Origin of the sequence: Flavobacterium soyae, from assembly GCF_045348165.1 — a bacterium.
Classification (GTDB): Bacteria; Bacteroidota; Bacteroidia; order Flavobacteriales; family Flavobacteriaceae; genus Flavobacterium; species Flavobacterium soyae.
This window is the reverse complement of the sequence record NZ_CP150845.1, coordinates 3,588,986-3,608,979: the sequence shown is the minus strand read 5'-3', so window position 1 is coordinate 3,608,979 and position 19,994 is coordinate 3,588,986. Positions and strand designations below refer to the sequence as shown.

Genomic DNA, 19,994 nt, shown 5'->3' with positions numbered 1-19,994 from the left:
TCATAATTAATGTTTGTTGTTTGAAATTTACTGCTTACTGCAAAACACTTATTGGAAAATTCTTAAATTTCCAGTCCGGATATCCTTCTTTCATTCGATTGGCTTTGAAACCATTTTTAATAAGTATTTCAACAGCCTGATCAGCATAAACACAAAACGGTCCCCTGCAATAAGCAATAATTTCCTTTTCTTTAGAAAGTTCCTTTAATCTGGTCAATATCTGATCAACCGGAATAGAAAGTGCCTGATGTATGTGTCCCAGTTTAAATTCTTCCTCAGAACGTACATCTAAAAGGATAATCTCACCACTACAAACCTTTTTATAAATTTCATCTGTCTCAACAGGTTTTAAAGAATGATAATTTTTACGAAATTCATCCACCACTACTCTAGCCTCTGTATTTTGTTTCATACCTAATTCGCGTAAACTACGCCAGGCATCAAATACATTTTCATTAGCTAAAGCATAATAAATGAAATTGCCTTTTCGATCTATCATTACCAATCCGGCTGTTTTTAGCACTTGTAAATGCTGGGAAGTATTGGCAATACTCATACCCGTATGAGAAGCAACCTGCTCAACAGCAAACGGACCCTGCGCTAATAAATCAATAATCTCCATGCGATGTGGATTTGCCATGGCTTTCGTAATTTTAGCTAATTCCCCATAAATCGCATTTTTAAAATCTCTTTTGTTCATGTCGCTATTTTATAACATCAGTTGACAGGATACTTCATATCAATCCAGTTTGTTTTTATATTTTTTTGCAGACTCAGTACCTTTTGATTTTTGAATCCCATTTTATTGAGCACTTCAAAGGCAGGTCTTATATTAGGGCATTTATCAAATGGACAACAGCCGCAGTACACCACTATTTCTCTGGTTTTTTTCTGCTTTTTCAAAAAATTACACAGCTTATCAATATTTACTTTTTCGGAAGCTGATCCAATGTTGACCGACCCTTTAATGGTAGCCGCTGGTCCTATATTGATGATTATGGGAAGTACTTGCGATGAATTAGTAATCATCCAGGCCAATTCTGCAGGTTCCATTAGTTGTGAAGCATTCCATGGTTCAGTTTTACTCTGACCAAAAGAAATAGACGCAGTCATTAATGCTAATGTTACAATTTGAAATATTTTCATTCTGTTATAATTTTTATTCTGCAAAAGTATTGAATAAAAACTATTCAATAATAATATTGAATAGTTTTTATTAATTTCATTTAATAATTTTTTCGGTATGGACAGAAGATAATTTCTGAACAACAATTATCCTAAAGAATAATATTGAGTACTTTAGTACTAAAAATAATTTGAAAAAATCCATCACCATAAAGAACAAAATAGAAACGGCTGAACTGATAAAAGTTTCTCCTTTCAGAAAGGAAATTCGCAAAACCAAACCTCACAAGCATAACAATTATTTTGAGGTTATCTATTTGCTAAAAGGAAATGGGACTCATACAATTGATTATATTCAATATCCAATAGATGTCCCGGCCATTTTCTTTGTACGCAAAGAGCAGGTTCATCACTGGGATCTGGACTCCGTACCTGAAGGCTACGTATTATTGCTGAAAAAAGGTTTTGTCGAAAGATCACTCGATAGCGAACTGAAAAATCTTTTGTCACAAGTAAGTGCATTAAGCTGTTTGAATTTAAAGCAGAACAATACAGTTGAAACTTTCTTTCAGTTACTTATTACTGAGGATGATTTTACAGTAACCGAAGGAATATTAAAAGCCCTCTTGGCTAAGATAATTAACACTGCTTTGCCTCTTGCGACAAATAAAGTAAAAACCAGCGATGTAATCTTATTATTCAGAGAATTGCTCAGTAACACGAGTGATTTACACAATAACGTCTCCTATTATGCTGAAAAACTCAATACTACACCACAAAACTTAAATGCTGTTTCAAGGAAAGTACTTAACCTGTCTGCCTCAGAAATAATTGCTGAGCATATCATCAGTGAGGCAAAAAGATTATTGATATATACAATTAATACAGTCTCTGAAATTGCTTACAATTTAAACTTTAATGACGCCTCTCACTTTATAAAATATTTTAAACGCCATACCGGCACCACACCTCAGGTATTTCGCAAAGACTAACAGGAAATCAAAATATTTTCAAATATACCATGTAATATCCGTAGCGTTGTATCAATTTTGTAAAGCAAACATCCTCACATAAAAATCATAATGGTATGAAATACTTATTTTTTATTACAACTATTGTATTGATGCTGTCTGCCTGTAATAAGTCAGCAAACAATGAGAAGGTTTTACAAAACCAGATAGACAGTCTGCAATCCAAATTAGATAAAACTTACAAACCGGGATTTGGCGAATTTATGAGCAGTGTACAGGTTCATCACAATAAGCTCTGGTTTGCAGGAATCAATCAAAACTGGAAACTCGCAGATTTTGAGGTTAATGAAATTCAGGAAAATTTAAATGGTATTAAACAATACTGCAGAGACCGTTCCGAAACCCAATATTTACCAATGATTGACCCCGCACTAGATAATATCCGCAAAACCATTCAACAGCAAAATAGTACTGCCTTTAAAGAAGGATACATCAATCTGACCAATACCTGTAATACCTGTCATCAAACAACTAAACACGAATTCAATATGATTACAGTACCATCGCTCCCTCCATATAGCAATCAAGATTTTAAACTACATCATGAAAAATAATATCATCAAAACAAAACCATTGCCATTGGTTATTCCCAGAGTTATAGTTGGCTTAATTTTTCTCTCAGAAGGAATACAAAAATTTATTACTCCAGAAACTGTAGGTTCCGGGCGTTTTGCTAAAATTGGTTTTCAGCATCCTGAATTTTGGGCTTCGACTGTCGGAATAACAGAGATAGCCTGCGCTATTCTGTTGCTTATAGGACTGCTGTCCCGATTGATGTCCGTACCTTTGCTGGTTATTATGGCTGTAGCGTTTATCGCTACTAAAATTCCTATCCTTACCGAAAAGGGATTTTGGTCTTTTGCCCATGAATATCGTACTGATTTTGCATTGACATTACTTTTAATCATGCTTTTTTATTATGGTAGTGGTAATTATTCTATAGATAAATACATAACAAAGTGTGGAGAAAGAGCATAAGCTGAAAGAAATTGCCTGTGTTTTCTTAAAATTAGGCATTACGGCCTTTGGTGGGCCGGCCGCTCATATTGCTATGATGCAGCAGGAAGTGGTTATAAAACGTCAATGGATGTCTGAAGAACATTTTCTTGACCTAATAGGTGCGACGAATCTTATACCGGGTCCAAACAGTACAGAAATGGCAATTCATATTGGACAGGACAGAACTGGCTGGAAAGGGCTAATTGTGGCCGGGCTCTGTTTTATATTTCCTGCTGTTATTATTACCTTGTTTTTTGCATGGCTATATAAACAATATGGGCATCTTCCGGAAGTTCAGCCATTTACTTACGGAATAAAACCAGCAATAATATCGGTGATACTGGCGGCTATTTACCCGCTGGCAAAAAAGTCATTGAAAAGCCTGCAGCTATGGATTATCGGCGGTTTTGTACTGGTACTCTCTTTATTAGGAGTTAATGAGATTTTCCTATTGTTCGGAGCCGGTATAGTGGCTATACTTTTACATGTAATGAAAAAACAGCAAACAATACATTCATTTATTCCTGCTGTTTTATTACAAATTTCAGATTCCAATAGTATTTCAGCCAAAAACCTTAACTTATTCCTTATCTTCCTAAAGGTAGGCGCGATCCTATATGGCAGCGGGTATGTCCTTTTTGCTTTTTTGGATGCTGAACTCGTGGCGACTGGCTTACTTACAAGACAACAACTGATAGATGCTATTGCAGTAGGACAGTTCACTCCAGGGCCTGTTTTTTCTTCAGTTACTTTCATTGGTTACCAAATTAATGGATTATCAGGCGCTGTTCTTTCAACTATTGCTATTTTTTTGCCTTCATTTGTATTTGTAGCATTGCTTCATCCGTTGATGAAAAAAATGCGGAATTCTAAATCATTATCTGCATTTCTGGACGCAGTAAACGTAGCGTCTATAGCCATTATTACCACTGTGTGTTACGAAATGGCAAAAGATAGTATAACTGACTGGAGAACTATCATTATTGCCGTTGCCAGTTTGATTTTTATGTTCAAATTCAAGAAAATTAATAGCGCATTTATTGTATTAGGTGGTGGTCTACTAGGCTATCTTCTTTTCAAAATTTAGTATTGATGTAAACTATATCTAAACACTTATGCATGCATCAAAACAGAGAGCGGTTTATATGTTCTATAAAGTTTTTTTGAACACAAAAAAAACTCCAAAATAAAATGACTTTGGAGGTTTGAAATTTATAGTAATTATTACGAGGTTCTGTCGCATCTGTCAGAATCAAATATAAAAATTGAAGTAATTTAAAAGTTAGCCCGCCAATTTACAGAATGATTTAAACATAGTTATCCCTGGTCTAACCATTTGATTCTTTCTCAGCATATGCACAACTTCAATTCCGCTCAATGTTCGTCTTGCCGATTCAAAACTTTTAAAGCCTAACCCATTTTGTATCCTCCATTTTATAAATCGATGGTCCTGTTCGACAATATTGTTGAGATATTTACACTGCCGGATTTTAATCTTTGTGAATGAACGTTTGTTATATACTTTGATAGCGGCAGTATTAGAACCGCTTTTATCAATGTTTACTACTCTTGGTCTGTAGTTATTACTAATTGCTTTAATTAGAAATGACTGCGCACTCATTCTTTGTCTTTTTCTGGTCAAAAGAAAATCAACCGTATTGCCTAATTTATCTACTGCCCTATATAAATAACACCAAATACCTTTTACTTTGATGTAGGTCTCATCCAATCTCCAACTCTCCCCCACTCTGCCTTTTCTCTTCTTCATTTCTGCCTCAAGCAAAGGTGCAAACTTGTAAACCCAACGCTGAATCGTCGCATGATCCACAATGACTCCTCTAATCTTCATTAGTTCTTCAACATCACGGTAACTAAGTGTAAATCTTAGCTTGAAATATACTGCCTGAAGAATTATGTATTTTGGATAACAATGACCTTTAGTATTCATCTTTTGATCGGTTTAAAATTCTAAAGATAAAAGTTATTCCCAGATGCGACAGAACCCTATTTTCCTTTAAAAATAAAAATGGTTAAGGTCACTTTAAAAAAATATTTAAAAAAATGCAGTCTTATGATTTAAATCATATTCTGCATTTTATAATTATACGAATTTTACAATATCAAATAATACATTAAATAATAATAAGACAACTGGATAACAAAATAAATGATGAAGTGTGTTTAATTAAAAGACAAAATACTCTTTTATTAAGATCATCATCGTTTAATCATTTACAAATTATAATCTAAATAAAAATTATGGAAACTTTAGAACAAATTACAATCGGAGAATACGTGGCAAAAGATTTTAGAACAGCAGCCTTGTTCTCAAAATACGGAATAGATTTTTGCTGTAACGGAAACAGAAGCATTGAAGAAGCCTGCCAGAAAAAAGCAGTGACTGCAGATGTTTTATTGCAGGAAATTGAAACAGTTCTATCATCAAAAAGCGATTCAGGAATTGATTACAATGCCTGGCCGATTGATTTATTGGCTGATTATATTGAAAAAACGCATCACAGATATGTTTCAGAAAAAACACCAATACTGCTGCAGTTTTTAGATAAGCTCAGCAGAGTGCATGGCGCAAAACATCCTGAACTATTATTAATAAATGAGCTTTTTAAAGGTTGCTCAGGAGAATTGGCACAACATATGAAAAAAGAAGAGCTGATTTTGTTCCCATTTATAAAAAAAATGGTTCATGCTACTCTATCTGATGAATTAATTGAGCTGCCTCATTTTGAAACCATTCAAAATCCAATTGCTATGATGATGCACGAGCACGACGCCGAAGGTGTCCGTTTTAGAAAAATAGCAGAATTAACTAACAATTATACACCGCCAGCCGATGGCTGTAATACTTATAAAGTTACGTTTGCAATGCTAGAAGAATTTGAGCAGGATTTGCATAAACACATTCATTTGGAGAATAATATTTTATTTCCAAAAGCTGCCAAACTTGAAAAAGACTTTACAGCTCAATAATAAGTAGCTTTCAATCACTAAGAACCAACAACTATGGAAAATTATGTCATCAAAAGAAATGGAAATTATCAGCCATTCGAAAGCTATAAGATCAAAGATGCAATTGAAAAAACTTTTCAGAGCGTCTCTATAGTTGTTGACGAAAGTGTTTTTGAAAGTGTAGCTATACAACTCGAAAACAAAGACGTATGGTCCGTTGAAGAAATTCAGGATGTAATCGAAAAAAAATTATTCGAAAAAAAACATTTTGATGCCATGCGCTCCTTTATGCTATACCGACAAACCAGAAAGCTGCAACGTGAACATTTTGAAGGATTGAATGATGATACAACTTATGTCGACAGCACCCAAACGATTGAAGAATACATTCAACAAACAGATTGGCGGATCAACGCCAACGCCAACACTTCTTATTCGAACGCAGGATTGGTGAGTAATGTCGCAGGAAAAGTTATCGCAAATTATTGGCTGGATAAAGTATACTCAAAAGAAGAAGGCTATGCACACCGCAATGGTGATATTCACATTCACGATTTGGATTGCCTGACGGGCTATTGTGCGGGTTGGAGTTTGCGTGTATTGCTAAATGAAGGTTTCAATGGAGTCAGAGGCCGGGTGGAAAGCAAACCGCCATCTCATTTTAGGGAAGCTTTAGGACAGATGGCTAATTTTCTGGGGATTTTGCAAAGCGAATGGGCAGGTGCACAAGCCTTTAGTTCCTTCGATACCTATTTGGCTCCTTATGTATTCAAAGACGATCTCTCTTATGATGACGTTTTAAAAGCGGTACGAAGTTTTGTGTACAACCTGAATGTTCCCGCACGATGGGGACAATCTCCGTTTACCAATATCACTTTAGACTGGGTTGTTCCTGAGGATTTAAAAGCACAAATTCCGACTAAAAATGATTGTCATATTTTTGAAAAGAACAATAGTACAGGCCTATTGGCAAGGGCTAAAAGCAGAGGAGTTTCTGAAGTTACTAATTTACGATACGAGCATTTTCAAAAAGAAATGAATCAAATCAATAAAGCGTATTATACCGTAATGACAGAAGGTGATGCCAACGGGCAGCCCTTTACCTTCCCTATTCCAACGGTTAATATTACCGAAGAATTTGACTGGGATGGAGAGAACACAAACCTGCTTTTTGAAAACACAGCGAAAATTGGTTCTTCTTATTTTCAAAATTTCATTGGAAGCCAATATGTTTTGGACGAAAATGGCAATCAAATAGAAAATGAAAATGCCTACAAGCCCAATGCTGTTCGCAGTATGTGCTGCCGTTTGCAACTCGATTTGCGCGAACTACTAAAACGTGGAAACGGACTTTTTGGAAGCGCTGAAATGACAGGAAGTATTGGCGTGGTAACTATTAATATGGCTCGTTTAGGTTATTTATTCAAAGGAAACAAAGCAGCTTTATTTCAACAATTGGACAAGCTTTTATTGATTTCCAAATCAACTTTAGAGAAAAAAAGAACTTTTATTCAGGGAATGTACGATCGTGGATTGTATCCCTACACCAAACGGTATTTACAACATTTCAGAAATCACTTTTCAACTATTGGTGTAAATGGAATGAACGAAATGATACAGAATTTTACCCATAATGAAGACGACATAACTTCTGAAACTGGTATTGAACTTGCTTCTGAAATTCTGGAACACATCCGGGACAGAATGAAGCAGTATCAGGAAGAAACTGGAAATCTTTATAATTTAGAAGCCACTCCGGCAGAAGGAACCACATACCGATTTGCCAAAGAGGATAAAAAACGTTTTGACGATATTATTCAGGCGGGAGCAGAAAAAAATATTTACTACACAAATAGTTCCCAAATCCCTGTAGATTTTACCCAGGATCCATTTGAAGCTTTGATGCTTCAGGACCAATTGCAATGCAAATACACAGGAGGAACCGTTTTGCATTTGTATATGAGCGAAAGAATAAGCTCACCTGAAGCTTGCAAAAATTTTGTAAAAAAAGTGATTACTAATTTTAAATTGCCTTACATCACAGTAACACCTGTATTTAGTGTTTGCCCTGTTCATGGCTATCTAAACGGAGAGCATGAATATTGCCCAAAATGCGATGAAATTATCATTGAAGAAAAAACAAAGCTTATAGAGATTTGAAAAAACCACACCGCAAATTTTACACAATTCATAACTAAAAAAACAGCAAATATGAAACTAACAACCAACGCGATTTTAGAACAAAATCAAGAAGTACGCACCAAATGCCTGGTGTACACAAGAGTAATGGGCTACCACAGACCCGTAGAAAGTTTTAATATCGGAAAAAAAGGTGAACACAAACAGCGAACCCATTTCAATGAAGCAAAATGTTAGTGCCCCTATTTACAGTATTACACCGTTTACTTTATTAGATTATCCGCACCAATCAGCTTGCATTTTTTGGTTTGCAGGCTGTAATATGCGGTGTTTGTATTGCTATAATCCAGAAATTGTATACGGAAAAGGACGTATTACTTTTGATAAAGCACTTCAATTCCTCAAAAGCAGGGTTAATCTATTGGACGCCGTAGTTTTTAGCGGAGGTGAATGTCTGTTACATAAAAAGGCTGTTTCGTTTATTACAGAAGTCAAAAAAATGGGTTTTTTGATCAAAATTGACACCAATGGATCACGGCCGGATATATTGGAAGAACTGATTCAAAAAGAACTCATTAATTATGTAGCACTTGATTTTAAAGCAATGCCTGCGAAATTTGCAAAGATGACCCAATCAAAACTTTTCATTCCCTTTGCAAAATCATTACTTTTATTGCTTCATCATACAGTACCTTTTGAAGTTCGTACAACAGTGCACTCTGATTTATTAAACAAAAGAGATATTCAGGAAATGGTGTTTTTTCTGGAAAATTTGGGATATTCAGGAAATTATTACATTCAGCATTTTATTAATGGATCCTCGACAATAGAAAAACTTGGGCATTCTTTTAAAGAATTGGAAAACCAAAATATTGGTACAGAGAAAATTAAAATTCATTTTAGAGGATAGTAATTTATTTTTTTAAATCAATCAATTTTAAGCAAATGAAATCAACTACTCCCATCAAAAGAGCTCCGGAATTAAGGCCTTTAAGCCACGACCACCATCATGGTCTGCTGCTTTGCTGGAAAATTAAAACTGGAATGGCGAAAAATATTGACCTGCAGCGCATCAAAAAATACGTCGATTGGTTTTATGAAATTTATTTAAAGACGCATTTTGAACTGGAGGAAAAATACGTTTTCACGATCTTAGAAGCAGATAACGCGCTCATTGAGCAGGCTTTGAAAGAACACAGAACGTTAAACGAATTATTTGAAAGTACTTCGGATCTGGAAATAAATTTAAAAAGAATCGAAAAAGAGTTAGACTCTCATATCCGTTTTGAAGAGCGTGTTTTATTTGCTGAAATTCAAAAAGCAGCCACAAAGGAACAATTAAAAAAAATAGAAGAAATACATTCAAAGGAAGCTTTTATAGAAAATGAAGATGCTGATTTTTGGAGCTAAAATTTTACAAAATAAAAAAAATAAAACTAGTATTATTTTTATTAGCCATTGTATCTATCGGATCATGCCAAAAAAACAAAGAAGATCAAACATCTAAAGAAGCAAATGAAATAAATTCAGTTTCGGAAAAAAATACCGAAACAGCCGCGGAAGTGAGCCTGAACAAAGGACAATTATGGGTAGCCAACCCAGAAACTACTGACGGGATTACTATTTTACAAAAAATAATTCTGGAATCAGGGGAAGAAGAAAGCGCATTGATTTTGAAAGAGAAACTGAAATCTGAATTTGCCATGATTTTTAAAAAATGTACAATGAAAGGTGAAGCCCACATTCAGTTACACAACTATTTGATTCCGTTAAAATTAAAAATTGATAATCTTGAGGATTCCAATAAAGCTGAAATTAAAAAAGAGATCCTGACTCATTTAGAACAATATAAGCTTTTTTTTATTTAAAGCATGAACACACTTTTAAGCATCAAGAATTAAATCCTTTATAAAATCATGAAGAAGAGTTGGTTACTCTGTACTTTTTCTAATTTTTTCATCGCTTCATTGATGGGACTATTGCTTCGATGGATGTATGTTGCACCGATCGCCGGAGTCAATTTTCAGTTTTTAATGCACGGACATTCACACGTGGCGATGTTAGGCTGGGTGTATATGATGTTGTACTGTTTGATTTTTCATTTTTTTGTTCCAAAAGAAAAACAGCAAAAACCCATCTACAACCAATTATTTTGGATAACAGAACTGGCTGTAGTCGGAATGATGGTTGATTTTCCGGCGCAAGGATATGCTTTTGTTTCTATTCTTTTTTCGACTTTGCATATTTTTTGCAGCTACTATTTTTGTTATTTAATTACAAAGGATGCCAATCCTACAACTCTGGCTGAAAAAAAGCTGCTTCGTACGGCTTTGTTTTTCATGATTTTTTCTACTTTGGGTGTCTGGTGCCTTGGACCTGCAGTTTCATTGTTAGGTAAAGCAAGCGCTTTTTATCAAATTGCGATTCAGTTTTTTCTTCATTTTCAATTTAATGGCTGGTTTCTGTTTGCCGTTTTGGCTTTGTTTTTCAAACAGGCAAAACTTATGATTGAAGCTAAAAAATTTAGGCTATTTTATAATTTATTTGTTGCTTCTACTTTTTTAACATTGGCTTTGCCGGTAAGTTGGTATTTGCCTAACCCGGTTTTTTATTGGTTCAATGCTCTTGGAGTTATGCTTCAGCTATATGCTGCGATACTTTTTACACAATTTATCCGCCCGCAGTTTCAATCCTTTTTTGCTGCTTTACCAACGATCACAAAAATAGTTTATGGTTTTGCTTTGTTTTCATTGGCTTTAAAAGTCGTTATTCAACTGGTGGTTTTGCTTCCGGAATTGGCACAGGTATCCCATCAGATTCGTAATTTTGTCATTGGATACATTCACTTGACTATGTTGGGAATTATTACAGGTTTCCTGTTTGGATTTGCATTACAAAATGATTTTTTTAATTCGAGAAACCGTATTCAAACATGGGGAATCGCAATTTTTTTATTCGGATTTTTTACAACTGAAATTCTTTTGTTTCTTCAGGGCATTTGGTTTTTCTTGGGTAAAGGAAGATTACCGAATTATTATCAAAATCTATTCTTATACAGTATTTTTATGCCAGCAGGCCTTATAATGCTATCTGTTGAAATTTTAAAACTAAAACCTAAAACCATATGAGCCACCATTTATTGTTAATCATCCATCTTTTGAGTGCCGCCATTTGGGTTGGTGGTCATTTGTTGCTTGTCTTTGGTTTTTTGCCACAAGCATTAAAAGAAAAAAATCAGAATATAATTCTCGATTATGAAAGAAAGTATGAACCTATAGGAATGACTGCTTTGGGTTTATTGGTCACTACCGGAATTTTAATGGCCTATAAATATGGTGTTAGCATCGAATATTGGTTTCAGTTCGAGACACCTATAGAAAAAGTTGTTTCAACAAAATTAGCTCTCTTATTATTGACGGTCCTTTTTGCTTTGAGTGCTCAATTTAGAATGCTACCAAAACTTGAAAAAAGTGCTGAGAAGTTGCCCGAAATGGCTTTTCATATTCTATCGGTTACCATAATTGGAGTTTTGATGGTTATTTTTGGATCTTTTGTGCGTTTTGGAGGGCTTTGATTTATATGATTTATACATTACAAAAAAAAGATTATGTTCTCTAAAACATGTGAATACGGCATTCGTGCAGCTATTTTTATTGCTTTTCAATCCTATCAGGACAATCGTATCGGCTTGAAAGAAATTGCCGAAAAAATCGATTCTCCAGTGGCTTTTACAGCCAAAATTCTTCAAATCCTATCGAGAGACAATATTATTAAATCTATAAAAGGAGTGGGCGGTGGTTTTGAAATTCCCAAAGAAAAAATAGGAGAAATTACATTAGCGCAAATAGTCAATTCATTGGATGGCGATCGCATTTTGACCGGTTGCGCATTAGGATTAAGTAATTGTTCTGAAGACCATCCTTGTCCGATGCACAATAAATTTATATCTATTCGCAATGATTTGGTTTTTACGCTTGAAAATACCAATCTGGAAGAATTGGCTTTGGGTATTAAATCGGGAGACACCTTCCTTAGGTATTGATTTAAGTGTCATCAAAGCTTTGTTTGATTGGATTTTGCGAAAAACGAACAAAACTTAATTTTCAAAAAACTTACCGATTTTAAAAATCCAACATACGTATCAGCATCAACTCTTTTGTTTTAAAACAAATGAGAATAATTAAAAATAATTTAATAATGAAAAACCTTAAAGAGCGAATACTGAAACTAAAAAAAGAGAAGAATGCAGTTATTCTGGCACACTACTATCAAGAATCCGATATTCAGGATGTTTCAGATTATGTGGGCGACAGCCTGGGATTGTCACAAGAAGCAATGCAGGTGCATGCTGATATAATTGTTTTTGCAGGAGTACATTTTATGGCTGAGACTGCAAAAATTTTAAATCCAGGTAAAAAAGTTATTCTTCCCGATTTGAATGCAGGCTGCTCGTTGGCTGACTCTTGTCCCGCCAATTTATTTCAACAATTTACCCAAGCCCATCCAGACCACATTGTTATTACATATGTGAATTGTTCTGCAGAGGTTAAAGCTTTAACTGACATTGTGGTAACTTCTTCTAATGCCGTTAAAATCGTCAATTCTATACCAAAAGACAAACCCATTATTTTTGCTCCCGATAAAAATTTGGGAAAATATGTAATGGAACAAACAGACAGGGAAATGTTGCTTTGGGACGGTGCATGTGTGGTTCATGAAGCATTTTCATTAGATAAATTAATTGAATTATACAAACAAAACCCAGATGCGCAAATTATTGCCCATCCTGAATCTGAAACCCATATTTTAAAAACAGCCAGCTATATTGGTTCGACAGCAGGAATGATTGAATATGTTAAAACCAATCCGGCCAACAAATTTATTGTGGCTACAGAAGTGGGAATCCTTCATAAGATGAAACTGGAAGTTCCTGATAAGATATTGATACCGGCACCTTCAAACGAAGACAACACTTGTGCCTGCAGCCAATGTGGGTACATGAAAGTAAATACGTTACAAAAATTATACGACTGTTTGCTTAATGAAACGCCTGAAATTAAAGTTCCTGCTGATATAATGAAAAAAGCGTTTATCCCTATTGAAAGAATGCTGAAATTATCCAGATGATGATGTTAGCTGGCTTCTTTTTTTAATCCCTTAATATCCTTTAAAAAAATCAGCTTTCCTTTTAATTCGATCAGCCCTGATTTTTTAAACTCAGACAGCAATCGGATGCAACTCTCGGTGGCTGTACCGGTCATTCCGGCCAGTTCCTCTCTTGATAATTGCACTTTTAAGGATTGATCAGCATTTACACCAAAGGTGTCATTAAGATATAATAACTTTTCAGCCAGTCGTTCCTTAACTGTTTTCTGGACCATATCCACAGTATGCTCATCAGCATGTTTCAAATCATCACAAACAGACTGCATTAAGTTCATTGAAAACTGATTGTTATTATTAAAAAATTGAATGATTTCAGATTTTGGAATAAAACAAACTTCCATATCATCAATTGCTGTAGCCGACAAGTTTGCAGGTTCATTGCTGATCATTGAACGTTACCCCAGAAGTTCACCTGACTTTACAAGTTTAACAATCTGGTCCCTTCCATTGGCACTTAATTTAGAAAGTTTTCCAATACCATCTTTTATACAGAAAACCCCATTAATTACTTCTCCTTCCTCTATTATAGCCTCCCCTTTTTTAATTACCTGAGTGCTTTTACTATTTGCCAATTATATGATTTGCTCTTTGTTTACTGCTTTTAGGGCACTAAGCTGTCTTACAATACATTGATCGCATTTATTCATAGTAATTTTTTGCTGCAAAAGTAGAATAATTAGAGTTACTACACTACATTACTTGAGAAATTTGAATAATTTTCTTTTCCAGCAAAATTATTCTTTAAAGATTGATACAGTGGCTACTGTCATATCGATGTGATCTTAAATCCAGAAAGTAGTTAAATGATTCAACCCTGCCAGGATATCATGTTTGATAATTAGCATACCTAGAAAATTTCAGAATATGAGTCAATTTGTGCAAGGAATTCCATTAATCGTTTAGACTGTCATTGAAAAAAGATTAGTTTCGGGAGATTTTCTTTTCAAATGCAAATCGAAAGCCATACAAATATTACGGACGAAAGGTCTGCCTGCATCTGTGATCTCGATTCTATTTTCTTCGATAATTACCAGATTATCATTTTCCAATTCCTTTAAATCGGACAAAACACCTTGTAATTCGTCAAAATAAAAAGCTTTATCATCCCACGAAGTTTCAAATTGACAGGTTAAATTGAGAATATGTTTGCGAATAATTAAATCCTCATTGTCAAGTATATGTCCTTTGAAAACAGGCAGTTGGTCGCACTCCAACAGTTGATAATATTCTTCCAATCTCTTTGTATTTTGCGCAAAACTGTACCAGCTGTCACTGATAGCTGAAACTCCCAATCCAATCATTAACTGGGTTTTTGAAGAGCTATATCCCATAAAATTTCGATGCAATTCCCCATTATGACCAGCCTTATACAAACTATCAGAAGCTAAAGCAAAGTGATCCATCCCAATTTCATGATAGCCGTTTTGAGAAAGCAGGTTTTTTCCTGTTTCATATAATGTTCGTTTTTCGATATCTTTTGGAAGGTCGGATTCATTGAATCCACGTTGTCCATTTCCTTTGATCCAGGGCGTATGCACGTAGCTGTAAAACGCCAATCGGTCTGGTTTTAAAGAATTTGTTTTTTCGATGGTGTCCACAATGTTTTCAATTGTTTGAAAAGGCAATCCAAAAATAATATAGTGTCCAATGGAGGTATAACCAATTTCTTTTGCCCAAAAAGTCACTTTTGCCACATTGTGAAAAGGCTGAATCCTGTGAATGGCTTTCTGCACTTTTTCCGCGTAGTCCTGAACACCAAAACTTACCCTGCGGAATCCTAAATTATATAATTTTTTAAGCTGCTCATAAGTTGTATTGTTGGGATGGCCTTCAATACTAAATTCATGACTTTCAGCTTTATTGGCTAAAGTAAAAATACCGTTTATAAGATTTTCTAAATTATTTGATGAGAAAAAAGTAGGAGTTCCACCTCCCAAATGAATTTCTTTTATGATCGGTCTTTCAGTAGACAGTCCACAGTAAATTTTCCATTCTTTTAAAACAGCCATGATGTATTTTTCTTCCACTGAATGGTTTTTGGTAATTCGTTTGTTGCATCCGCAAAAAGTGCATAAACTTTCACAAAAAGGCAAATGAATATATAAGCTCATTCCATTTTGTGAATTGCTCTCCAAGAATGATTTTTGAAAAGAAATCTTCCATTCCTCTATTGAAAAAAGTAATTCATTCCAATACGGAACAGTTGGATAACTGGTATATCGAGGACCGGGAACATTATATTTTTGAATTAAAGACTTTGACATAATTTTAATTTTAGAAATCATGAAGGAAAATGAAACAGTCAATCTTTTTTTATTGAAAATGAATCTTGTAAGCTATTCTCGCTACTTTACAAATATCCGAAGTATTCGGCTTTAGTAATATGATAAATATCATAACCTTGAAGATTACACAATGATTTCCAAAAGATTAACTACTAGTTTGAAGATAAAAATATATTTTTATAAATCTTTAATTTAAAAACTACGCTAATTCAACAAAACTTTCAAAACCTAATATTTATCATGTTTTTTTTTTCTTTGATTTCTTTTCTTTGTTTAAAACAAACACCTCAAAATGCATGAAAATCAATAATAACCGCAGGTATTGGATTCGGATAATAAAACATTTTGGATCATCTATAAATGGATATAAATTTAGAAAAAATGGATATTGATACAGATTTACTCTTCACTTGGGGTGCTGTTGCAAAAAAGACAGCCAAAAACGCTATCATCTTTTATGAAAACGATCCTCCCCTGTACTTCTATCAGATTCTTGAAGGCATTGTAAAAATGACCTATACCAATGAAGACGGAAAAGACCTGACGGTTGGGATCTTTGAAAAGGGAAGCAGTTTTGGAGAGCCGCCCCTCTTTATCGATCAGCCCTACCCAGCCTCAGCTGTAGCGCAGACAGATTGTGTGCTATTAAAACTTTCCAAAGCCAACTTCTTTTTATTACTAGAAGAAAATCCAGAAATCCAATCAAAAATATTAAAAGTCTTTGCTTGGAGAGTTTACAATAAAATAGTATTTTCCAAAAATATAATTAATCATAAACCTGAATACCGGGTAAAATATTTCCTGGATAATTTAAAAAAACAGCAAAATATCCCCCTAAATGAAAAATTAAAAATTCATTATACCCGCCAAGAAATTGCAGATTTTACTGGTTTGCGTGTTGAGACGGTCATTCGGACAATTTCTATTATGAATAAGAAAAAAAAAATAGAAATTATAGATCATAAAATATTTTATTGAAATTTCTAAATACTTTGAAATATGATTCGGATCATATATTTTCTTCAAACATTTTTCTTTCTTTGACAAGGTTAAATGAAAATTATTAATTCAGCTCTAATAGCATTTAATTTTAAGAAACGGGAGCTCTTCGAGTTCCCGTTTCTTTACTTTATCACTCTACTTTATCACTCTACTTTATCACTTTATTCATCATCATTTTTGAAATACTGTCAGCCCTAATCTTTACTTCGGATGCTTTTACTCCTTCAAATAAATCATCAACAGTCTTTTTCCACAACTTATTCCAATGTTTAAAATGAGTTTCAGTTAAAGGACTTTTCTGATTTAAAACTCGATGCTTCATCATCGGGTTTCCTTCAAAATTTCCGGTATGAAAAAGAATATTATCCCAAAAATCATACATGATTGGAAGATGCTTTTCCCACTTAACATTAGCAACTTTCGTAAATAAATATCCAATAGTCGGGTCTGTCTCAACCTTTCGATAAAACGCATCGACCAATATTTTGATGTCCTGTCTGTTTTTAATATCTGTTTTTATCTTCTCTTTCATAATTGGTTACTGAAATAAAATCGTTAAAGATCTTTTCTATTAAATTTTCTAACTGAAATAAAAAATGGTATTGCAATCCATAAAATCAATAGCAAAAAAGAGATTATCAGTCCAATAGTTGTTCCAAAAAAATCTTTAAAAATAGCGCCGGTGTAGCCCATCATAGCTGACTGATCAAGGTGTAGCAGGATCTGAATACGTGCGAGATCTATCGGGCTTAAGGCCGTTACCCCCACCATTGCCTCTTCAATAGGATACTCCGCAAACTGAAACAACAGAAACAAAACTAAAGCATCAAAAAGTATTGCAAAATAAAGCCAGAACATAATTGCTAAACCGATTCCTTTTGCTTTATCCCGAGTCAAAATACAGCTCAAAAAAGCTAAGGACACAAAAACAGCCGAAATTATACATCCTGACAAAAGCATCATAAGTCCGGCAGCATCTGGTGCGTTAATTAGAAGTGGAACTCCAGCTCCCAGTAAAAAAGCCAAAACCATTGCAATAGAAAGTCCGGCAAACAGACTAATCCATATTTTTTTCCGTTTTAAAGGCTGACTGAGCAACAGTTCAATAAATTCTGAACTGTTATAAATGTATATCGTTGAAAAAAGTATCGAAACTAATGGTACTGTAAACAAAATTACATTCAAAATTGTCAGTAGTCCTTTAGCTGAATTATCTTCCAGTCCAAAAGACCCCCAGGAAAGTAAAGCCAAAATAAAAGTGTAACTCAGTACGATTTTATTCTTAAGAATATCCAACAATACAATTTTAACGATCCTGCTCATGACTCTTTTCTTTTAAAATTTTAGATATGGCTTTTGAAATTTTCATTTCACCTGTTGATTCAAGCAGGTCGTTTATTTTTTGATGAAAATGCACTTTACCGTCCTGCATAAAAATAATCTGGGTAATCATATCATCAAGTTCACTTAGTAAATGTGAGGTAATCAAAATTAATTTTCCTTTTTCTTTTTCTTTAATAATTTTCTCCTTCAGGATTTCTGATGCCAACGGATCCAATCCTGCAGTTGGTTCATCAAGTATAAGGACATCAGGGTTAAAAAGAAAGGCTAATGCTGCACTTACCTTTTGGGTTGTACCGCCAGAGAGCGTGCGCATTTGTTTATCTTTCATTTTATCGAATTTAAAGGCTTTCACTAAATCTTCATCCATCACGGCTTTCGAATTCCTTATTTGTTTGATCATAGCGATAATTTGCCCGATCGTCATATAATCAGGATACCTGCCAATTTGTGGCATGTAACCAATAGTACTTCTGTACTCAACCTTTTTAAGAATAGATTCTGCATTGAATAAAATATCGCCGCTGTCAGGCAAAACCATTCCCAGGATGGATTTTATCAAGGTCGTTTTTCCACAGCCATTTGGACCAATAAGTGCAATGCATTCCCCTGCGTTAAATTTAAGATTCACATTTTGTAATACATGAAGCCTGCCGAATTTTTTATTTATATTTTGTAAAGTAATCATAGTACAAGAGATTTCATTTCGGGGGTTTGATCGACAAAATTATCCGGGGTAATGCTTGGCAAAATCTTTTCTGATTTATCAAGAAGTGTAATCATGAAACTCCTGAATAATAACATCGCAGACGGATTGTTTTCCGTAAGAACAGCAAAAAGACTCAGCGGATGAAAAGATACATCTCCAATTCCATCCCGATTGAGGTCGTAACCTTCATATTTATCCCAATAATTATTATTGAAATGATTGAGCACTAAACTTCCGTTGGTGCTGATATCAAAAGTATTGGCCAGAAAATTATTAAAGGAAATCTCGTTATCCATACAGCTTGCCTGAATTTTCATGCCCCAGCCGTTATCTTTAAATATATTTTTTGAAAGCGTAACCCGACTTGTTCCTTCCATATAAATTCCCGAAGTATTGCGGATGAATTTATTTCCAATAATATAACTGTCCGAAATTTCTTTTAGCAATAATCCATAAGCGGCATCTCCCCAATTTTCTTCAAAATAATTATTGAACATTTTTACATTTTTAGTAAACATGACTGCCACTCCTGCTCCATTATTTTTGAATACATTCGAGATGTACGAATCATCATTAGAAAACATGAAATGAAGTCCGTATCGAATATTACTTCTTGAGATGTTTCTCCAGATAATGGAATTAGAAACAAACTCAAAGTAAATACCGTCCCGATGTCCCGATATTTGATTTCCAATAATCTGCAAGTTTTCGCTTTTCCAGCAATGAATACCGTTTCCAATGCGTTGTTCTTCTTTCTGATAGGCTTTTATCTTATTGTTTTTTATAATGCAGCCAATTCCTTTTTGAACATAAATCCCAAAGAAATTATTCTCCAGAATATTGTCTTTTATCGTAACTCCAGTTTTATTATATATTTTAATACCGCAGGGATCATTCAGGGAGGCATACCCTGAATTTATGACTTTAAAACCTGCGATGGTTATACTATCCGCTTTAATCGAAACCACTTCATGTTTTTTTTGGCCATCGAGAATAGGAAAGCCAATTCCCTGCAGTATTATTTTTTTATCTATCACTATGTTTCCTTCCCTATAAACACCTTTGTAAACCAACACCGTATCGCCGGGATTTGCCAGATTTATAGCTTTTTTTATTGTTTTTATCGTTTTATCCTTTCCTACTTCTATCCTTTGAGAATAGAGACAGGTCAAAAACAATGAGAAACAAAGACAGAGAAGTATTTTCATGTTTGGTTGATTTTAATTAGCA

General features: G+C 34.3%; 21 protein-coding genes and 2 pseudogenes. 14 read left to right on the top strand and 9 right to left on the bottom strand.

All coding sequences use genetic code 11. The annotated features are described in order from the left end of the window. Positions 1–34: 34 nt before the first annotated feature. Positions 35–700: a metalloregulator ArsR/SmtB family transcription factor gene (locus AABD74_RS15415; protein ID WP_406843458.1), complete on the bottom strand. Its 666-nt coding sequence runs from the start codon at positions 698–700 to the stop codon at positions 35–37. A gap of 17 nt (positions 701–717) precedes the next feature. Continuing rightward, positions 718–1,146 carry a rhodanese-like domain-containing protein gene (locus AABD74_RS15410; protein WP_406843457.1) on the bottom strand — a complete coding sequence of 143 codons (429 nt, stop codon included), beginning with the start codon at positions 1,144–1,146 and terminating at the stop codon, positions 718–720. 170 nt (positions 1,147–1,316) lie between these two features. On the opposite strand from AABD74_RS15410, the gene AABD74_RS15405 reads away from it, so the two are divergent. The 4 genes from AABD74_RS15405 (at position 1,317) to chrA (ending at position 4,242) form a co-directional block, all read left to right on the top strand. Beyond that, entirely contained in the window at positions 1,317–2,117 is an 801-nt protein-coding gene (locus tag AABD74_RS15405; RefSeq protein WP_406843456.1) for a helix-turn-helix domain-containing protein, read from the top strand. A gap of 95 nt (positions 2,118–2,212) precedes the next feature. After that, positions 2,213–2,710, top strand: coding sequence for a hypothetical protein (locus tag AABD74_RS15400; protein WP_406843455.1), 498 nt, complete (start codon positions 2,213–2,215; stop codon positions 2,708–2,710). Continuing rightward, on the top strand, positions 2,700–3,134 hold the full coding sequence (locus AABD74_RS15395; protein ID WP_406843454.1) for a DoxX family protein: 435 nt from the start codon (positions 2,700–2,702) through the stop codon (positions 3,132–3,134). The genes AABD74_RS15400 and AABD74_RS15395 overlap by 11 nt, the downstream gene beginning before the upstream one ends. After that, entirely contained in the window at positions 3,118–4,242 is a 1,125-nt protein-coding gene (gene chrA / locus AABD74_RS15390; protein ID WP_406843453.1) for a chromate efflux transporter, read from the top strand. The genes AABD74_RS15395 and chrA overlap by 17 nt, the downstream gene beginning before the upstream one ends. Before the next feature lie 195 nt (positions 4,243–4,437). Here the strand turns inward: chrA and AABD74_RS15385 are convergent, their stop codons facing one another. Next, positions 4,438–5,103 (bottom strand): IS6 family transposase, encoded by a 666-nt coding sequence (locus tag AABD74_RS15385; RefSeq protein ID WP_278021729.1) that lies wholly within the window; start codon positions 5,101–5,103, stop codon positions 4,438–4,440. A 311-nt stretch (positions 5,104–5,414) separates the two neighbouring features. Between AABD74_RS15385 and ric the strand changes: the two genes are divergently transcribed. From ric to nadA, 9 genes and pseudogenes are all read left to right on the top strand, one after another. Then, positions 5,415–6,143 carry an iron-sulfur cluster repair di-iron protein gene (ric, locus tag AABD74_RS15380; RefSeq protein ID WP_406843452.1) on the top strand — a complete coding sequence of 243 codons (729 nt, stop codon included), beginning with the start codon at positions 5,415–5,417 and terminating at the stop codon, positions 6,141–6,143. A gap of 33 nt (positions 6,144–6,176) precedes the next feature. Then, positions 6,177–8,498, top strand: a pseudogene (locus tag AABD74_RS15375) (ribonucleoside triphosphate reductase). Then, the gene (locus AABD74_RS15370; protein WP_406843451.1) at positions 8,482–9,171 is read left to right on the top strand and encodes an anaerobic ribonucleoside-triphosphate reductase activating protein; all 690 of its coding nucleotides are present in this window, start codon (positions 8,482–8,484) and stop codon (positions 9,169–9,171) included. The pseudogene AABD74_RS15375 and the gene AABD74_RS15370 overlap by 17 nt, the downstream one beginning before the upstream one ends. Before the next feature lie 35 nt (positions 9,172–9,206). Next, a complete protein-coding gene (locus AABD74_RS15365) occupies positions 9,207–9,671 on the top strand; it encodes a hemerythrin domain-containing protein (protein ID WP_230038309.1) in 465 nt (154 codons plus the stop codon). After that, positions 9,662–10,129 carry a hypothetical protein gene (locus AABD74_RS15360; RefSeq protein WP_406843450.1) on the top strand — a complete coding sequence of 156 codons (468 nt, stop codon included), beginning with the start codon at positions 9,662–9,664 and terminating at the stop codon, positions 10,127–10,129. The genes AABD74_RS15365 and AABD74_RS15360 overlap by 10 nt, the downstream gene beginning before the upstream one ends. A gap of 48 nt (positions 10,130–10,177) precedes the next feature. Next, positions 10,178–11,389: a hypothetical protein gene (locus tag AABD74_RS15355; RefSeq protein WP_406843449.1), complete on the top strand. Its 1,212-nt coding sequence runs from the start codon at positions 10,178–10,180 to the stop codon at positions 11,387–11,389. Next, entirely contained in the window at positions 11,386–11,835 is a 450-nt protein-coding gene (locus AABD74_RS15350) for a CopD family protein (protein ID WP_131423930.1), read from the top strand. The genes AABD74_RS15355 and AABD74_RS15350 overlap by 4 nt, the downstream gene beginning before the upstream one ends. Positions 11,836–11,868: 33 nt before the next feature. Further along, positions 11,869–12,303: an RrF2 family transcriptional regulator gene (locus AABD74_RS15345; protein ID WP_406843448.1), complete on the top strand. Its 435-nt coding sequence runs from the start codon at positions 11,869–11,871 to the stop codon at positions 12,301–12,303. Between the two features lie 155 nt (positions 12,304–12,458). Then, positions 12,459–13,388, top strand: a complete 930-nt coding sequence (gene nadA, locus AABD74_RS15340; RefSeq protein WP_406843447.1) for a quinolinate synthase NadA — start codon at positions 12,459–12,461, stop codon at positions 13,386–13,388. 5 nt (positions 13,389–13,393) lie between these two features. Here nadA and AABD74_RS15335 read toward each other — a convergent pair. Together AABD74_RS15335 and hemN are read right to left on the bottom strand one after the other, a co-directional pair. Further along, positions 13,394–13,999, bottom strand: a pseudogene (locus AABD74_RS15335) (Crp/Fnr family transcriptional regulator). A 327-nt stretch (positions 14,000–14,326) separates the two neighbouring features. After that, positions 14,327–15,691 carry an oxygen-independent coproporphyrinogen III oxidase gene (hemN, locus tag AABD74_RS15330; RefSeq protein WP_406843446.1) on the bottom strand — a complete coding sequence of 455 codons (1,365 nt, stop codon included), beginning with the start codon at positions 15,689–15,691 and terminating at the stop codon, positions 14,327–14,329. A gap of 402 nt (positions 15,692–16,093) precedes the next feature. Between hemN and AABD74_RS15325 the strand changes: the two genes are divergently transcribed. Next, entirely contained in the window at positions 16,094–16,690 is a 597-nt protein-coding gene (locus tag AABD74_RS15325) for a Crp/Fnr family transcriptional regulator (protein ID WP_406843445.1), read from the top strand. Between the two features lie 172 nt (positions 16,691–16,862). On the opposite strand, the gene AABD74_RS15320 is transcribed toward AABD74_RS15325, so the two are convergent. From AABD74_RS15320 to AABD74_RS15305, 4 genes are read right to left on the bottom strand one after another with little or no spacing between them, the layout of a single operon-like run. Then, positions 16,863–17,246 carry a group III truncated hemoglobin gene (locus tag AABD74_RS15320; protein WP_406843444.1) on the bottom strand — a complete coding sequence of 128 codons (384 nt, stop codon included), beginning with the start codon at positions 17,244–17,246 and terminating at the stop codon, positions 16,863–16,865. Between the two features lie 23 nt (positions 17,247–17,269). Beyond that, positions 17,270–18,037: an ABC transporter permease subunit gene (locus AABD74_RS15315; protein WP_406843443.1), complete on the bottom strand. Its 768-nt coding sequence runs from the start codon at positions 18,035–18,037 to the stop codon at positions 17,270–17,272. After that, the gene (locus AABD74_RS15310; RefSeq protein ID WP_406843442.1) at positions 18,021–18,743 is read right to left on the bottom strand and encodes an ABC transporter ATP-binding protein; all 723 of its coding nucleotides are present in this window, start codon (positions 18,741–18,743) and stop codon (positions 18,021–18,023) included. The genes AABD74_RS15315 and AABD74_RS15310 overlap by 17 nt, the downstream gene beginning before the upstream one ends. Beyond that, a complete protein-coding gene (locus AABD74_RS15305; RefSeq protein WP_406843441.1) occupies positions 18,740–19,972 on the bottom strand; it encodes a nitrous oxide reductase family maturation protein NosD in 1,233 nt (410 codons plus the stop codon). Before AABD74_RS15305 ends, AABD74_RS15310 begins: the two co-directional genes overlap by 4 nt. Positions 19,973–19,994 lie beyond the last annotated feature (22 nt).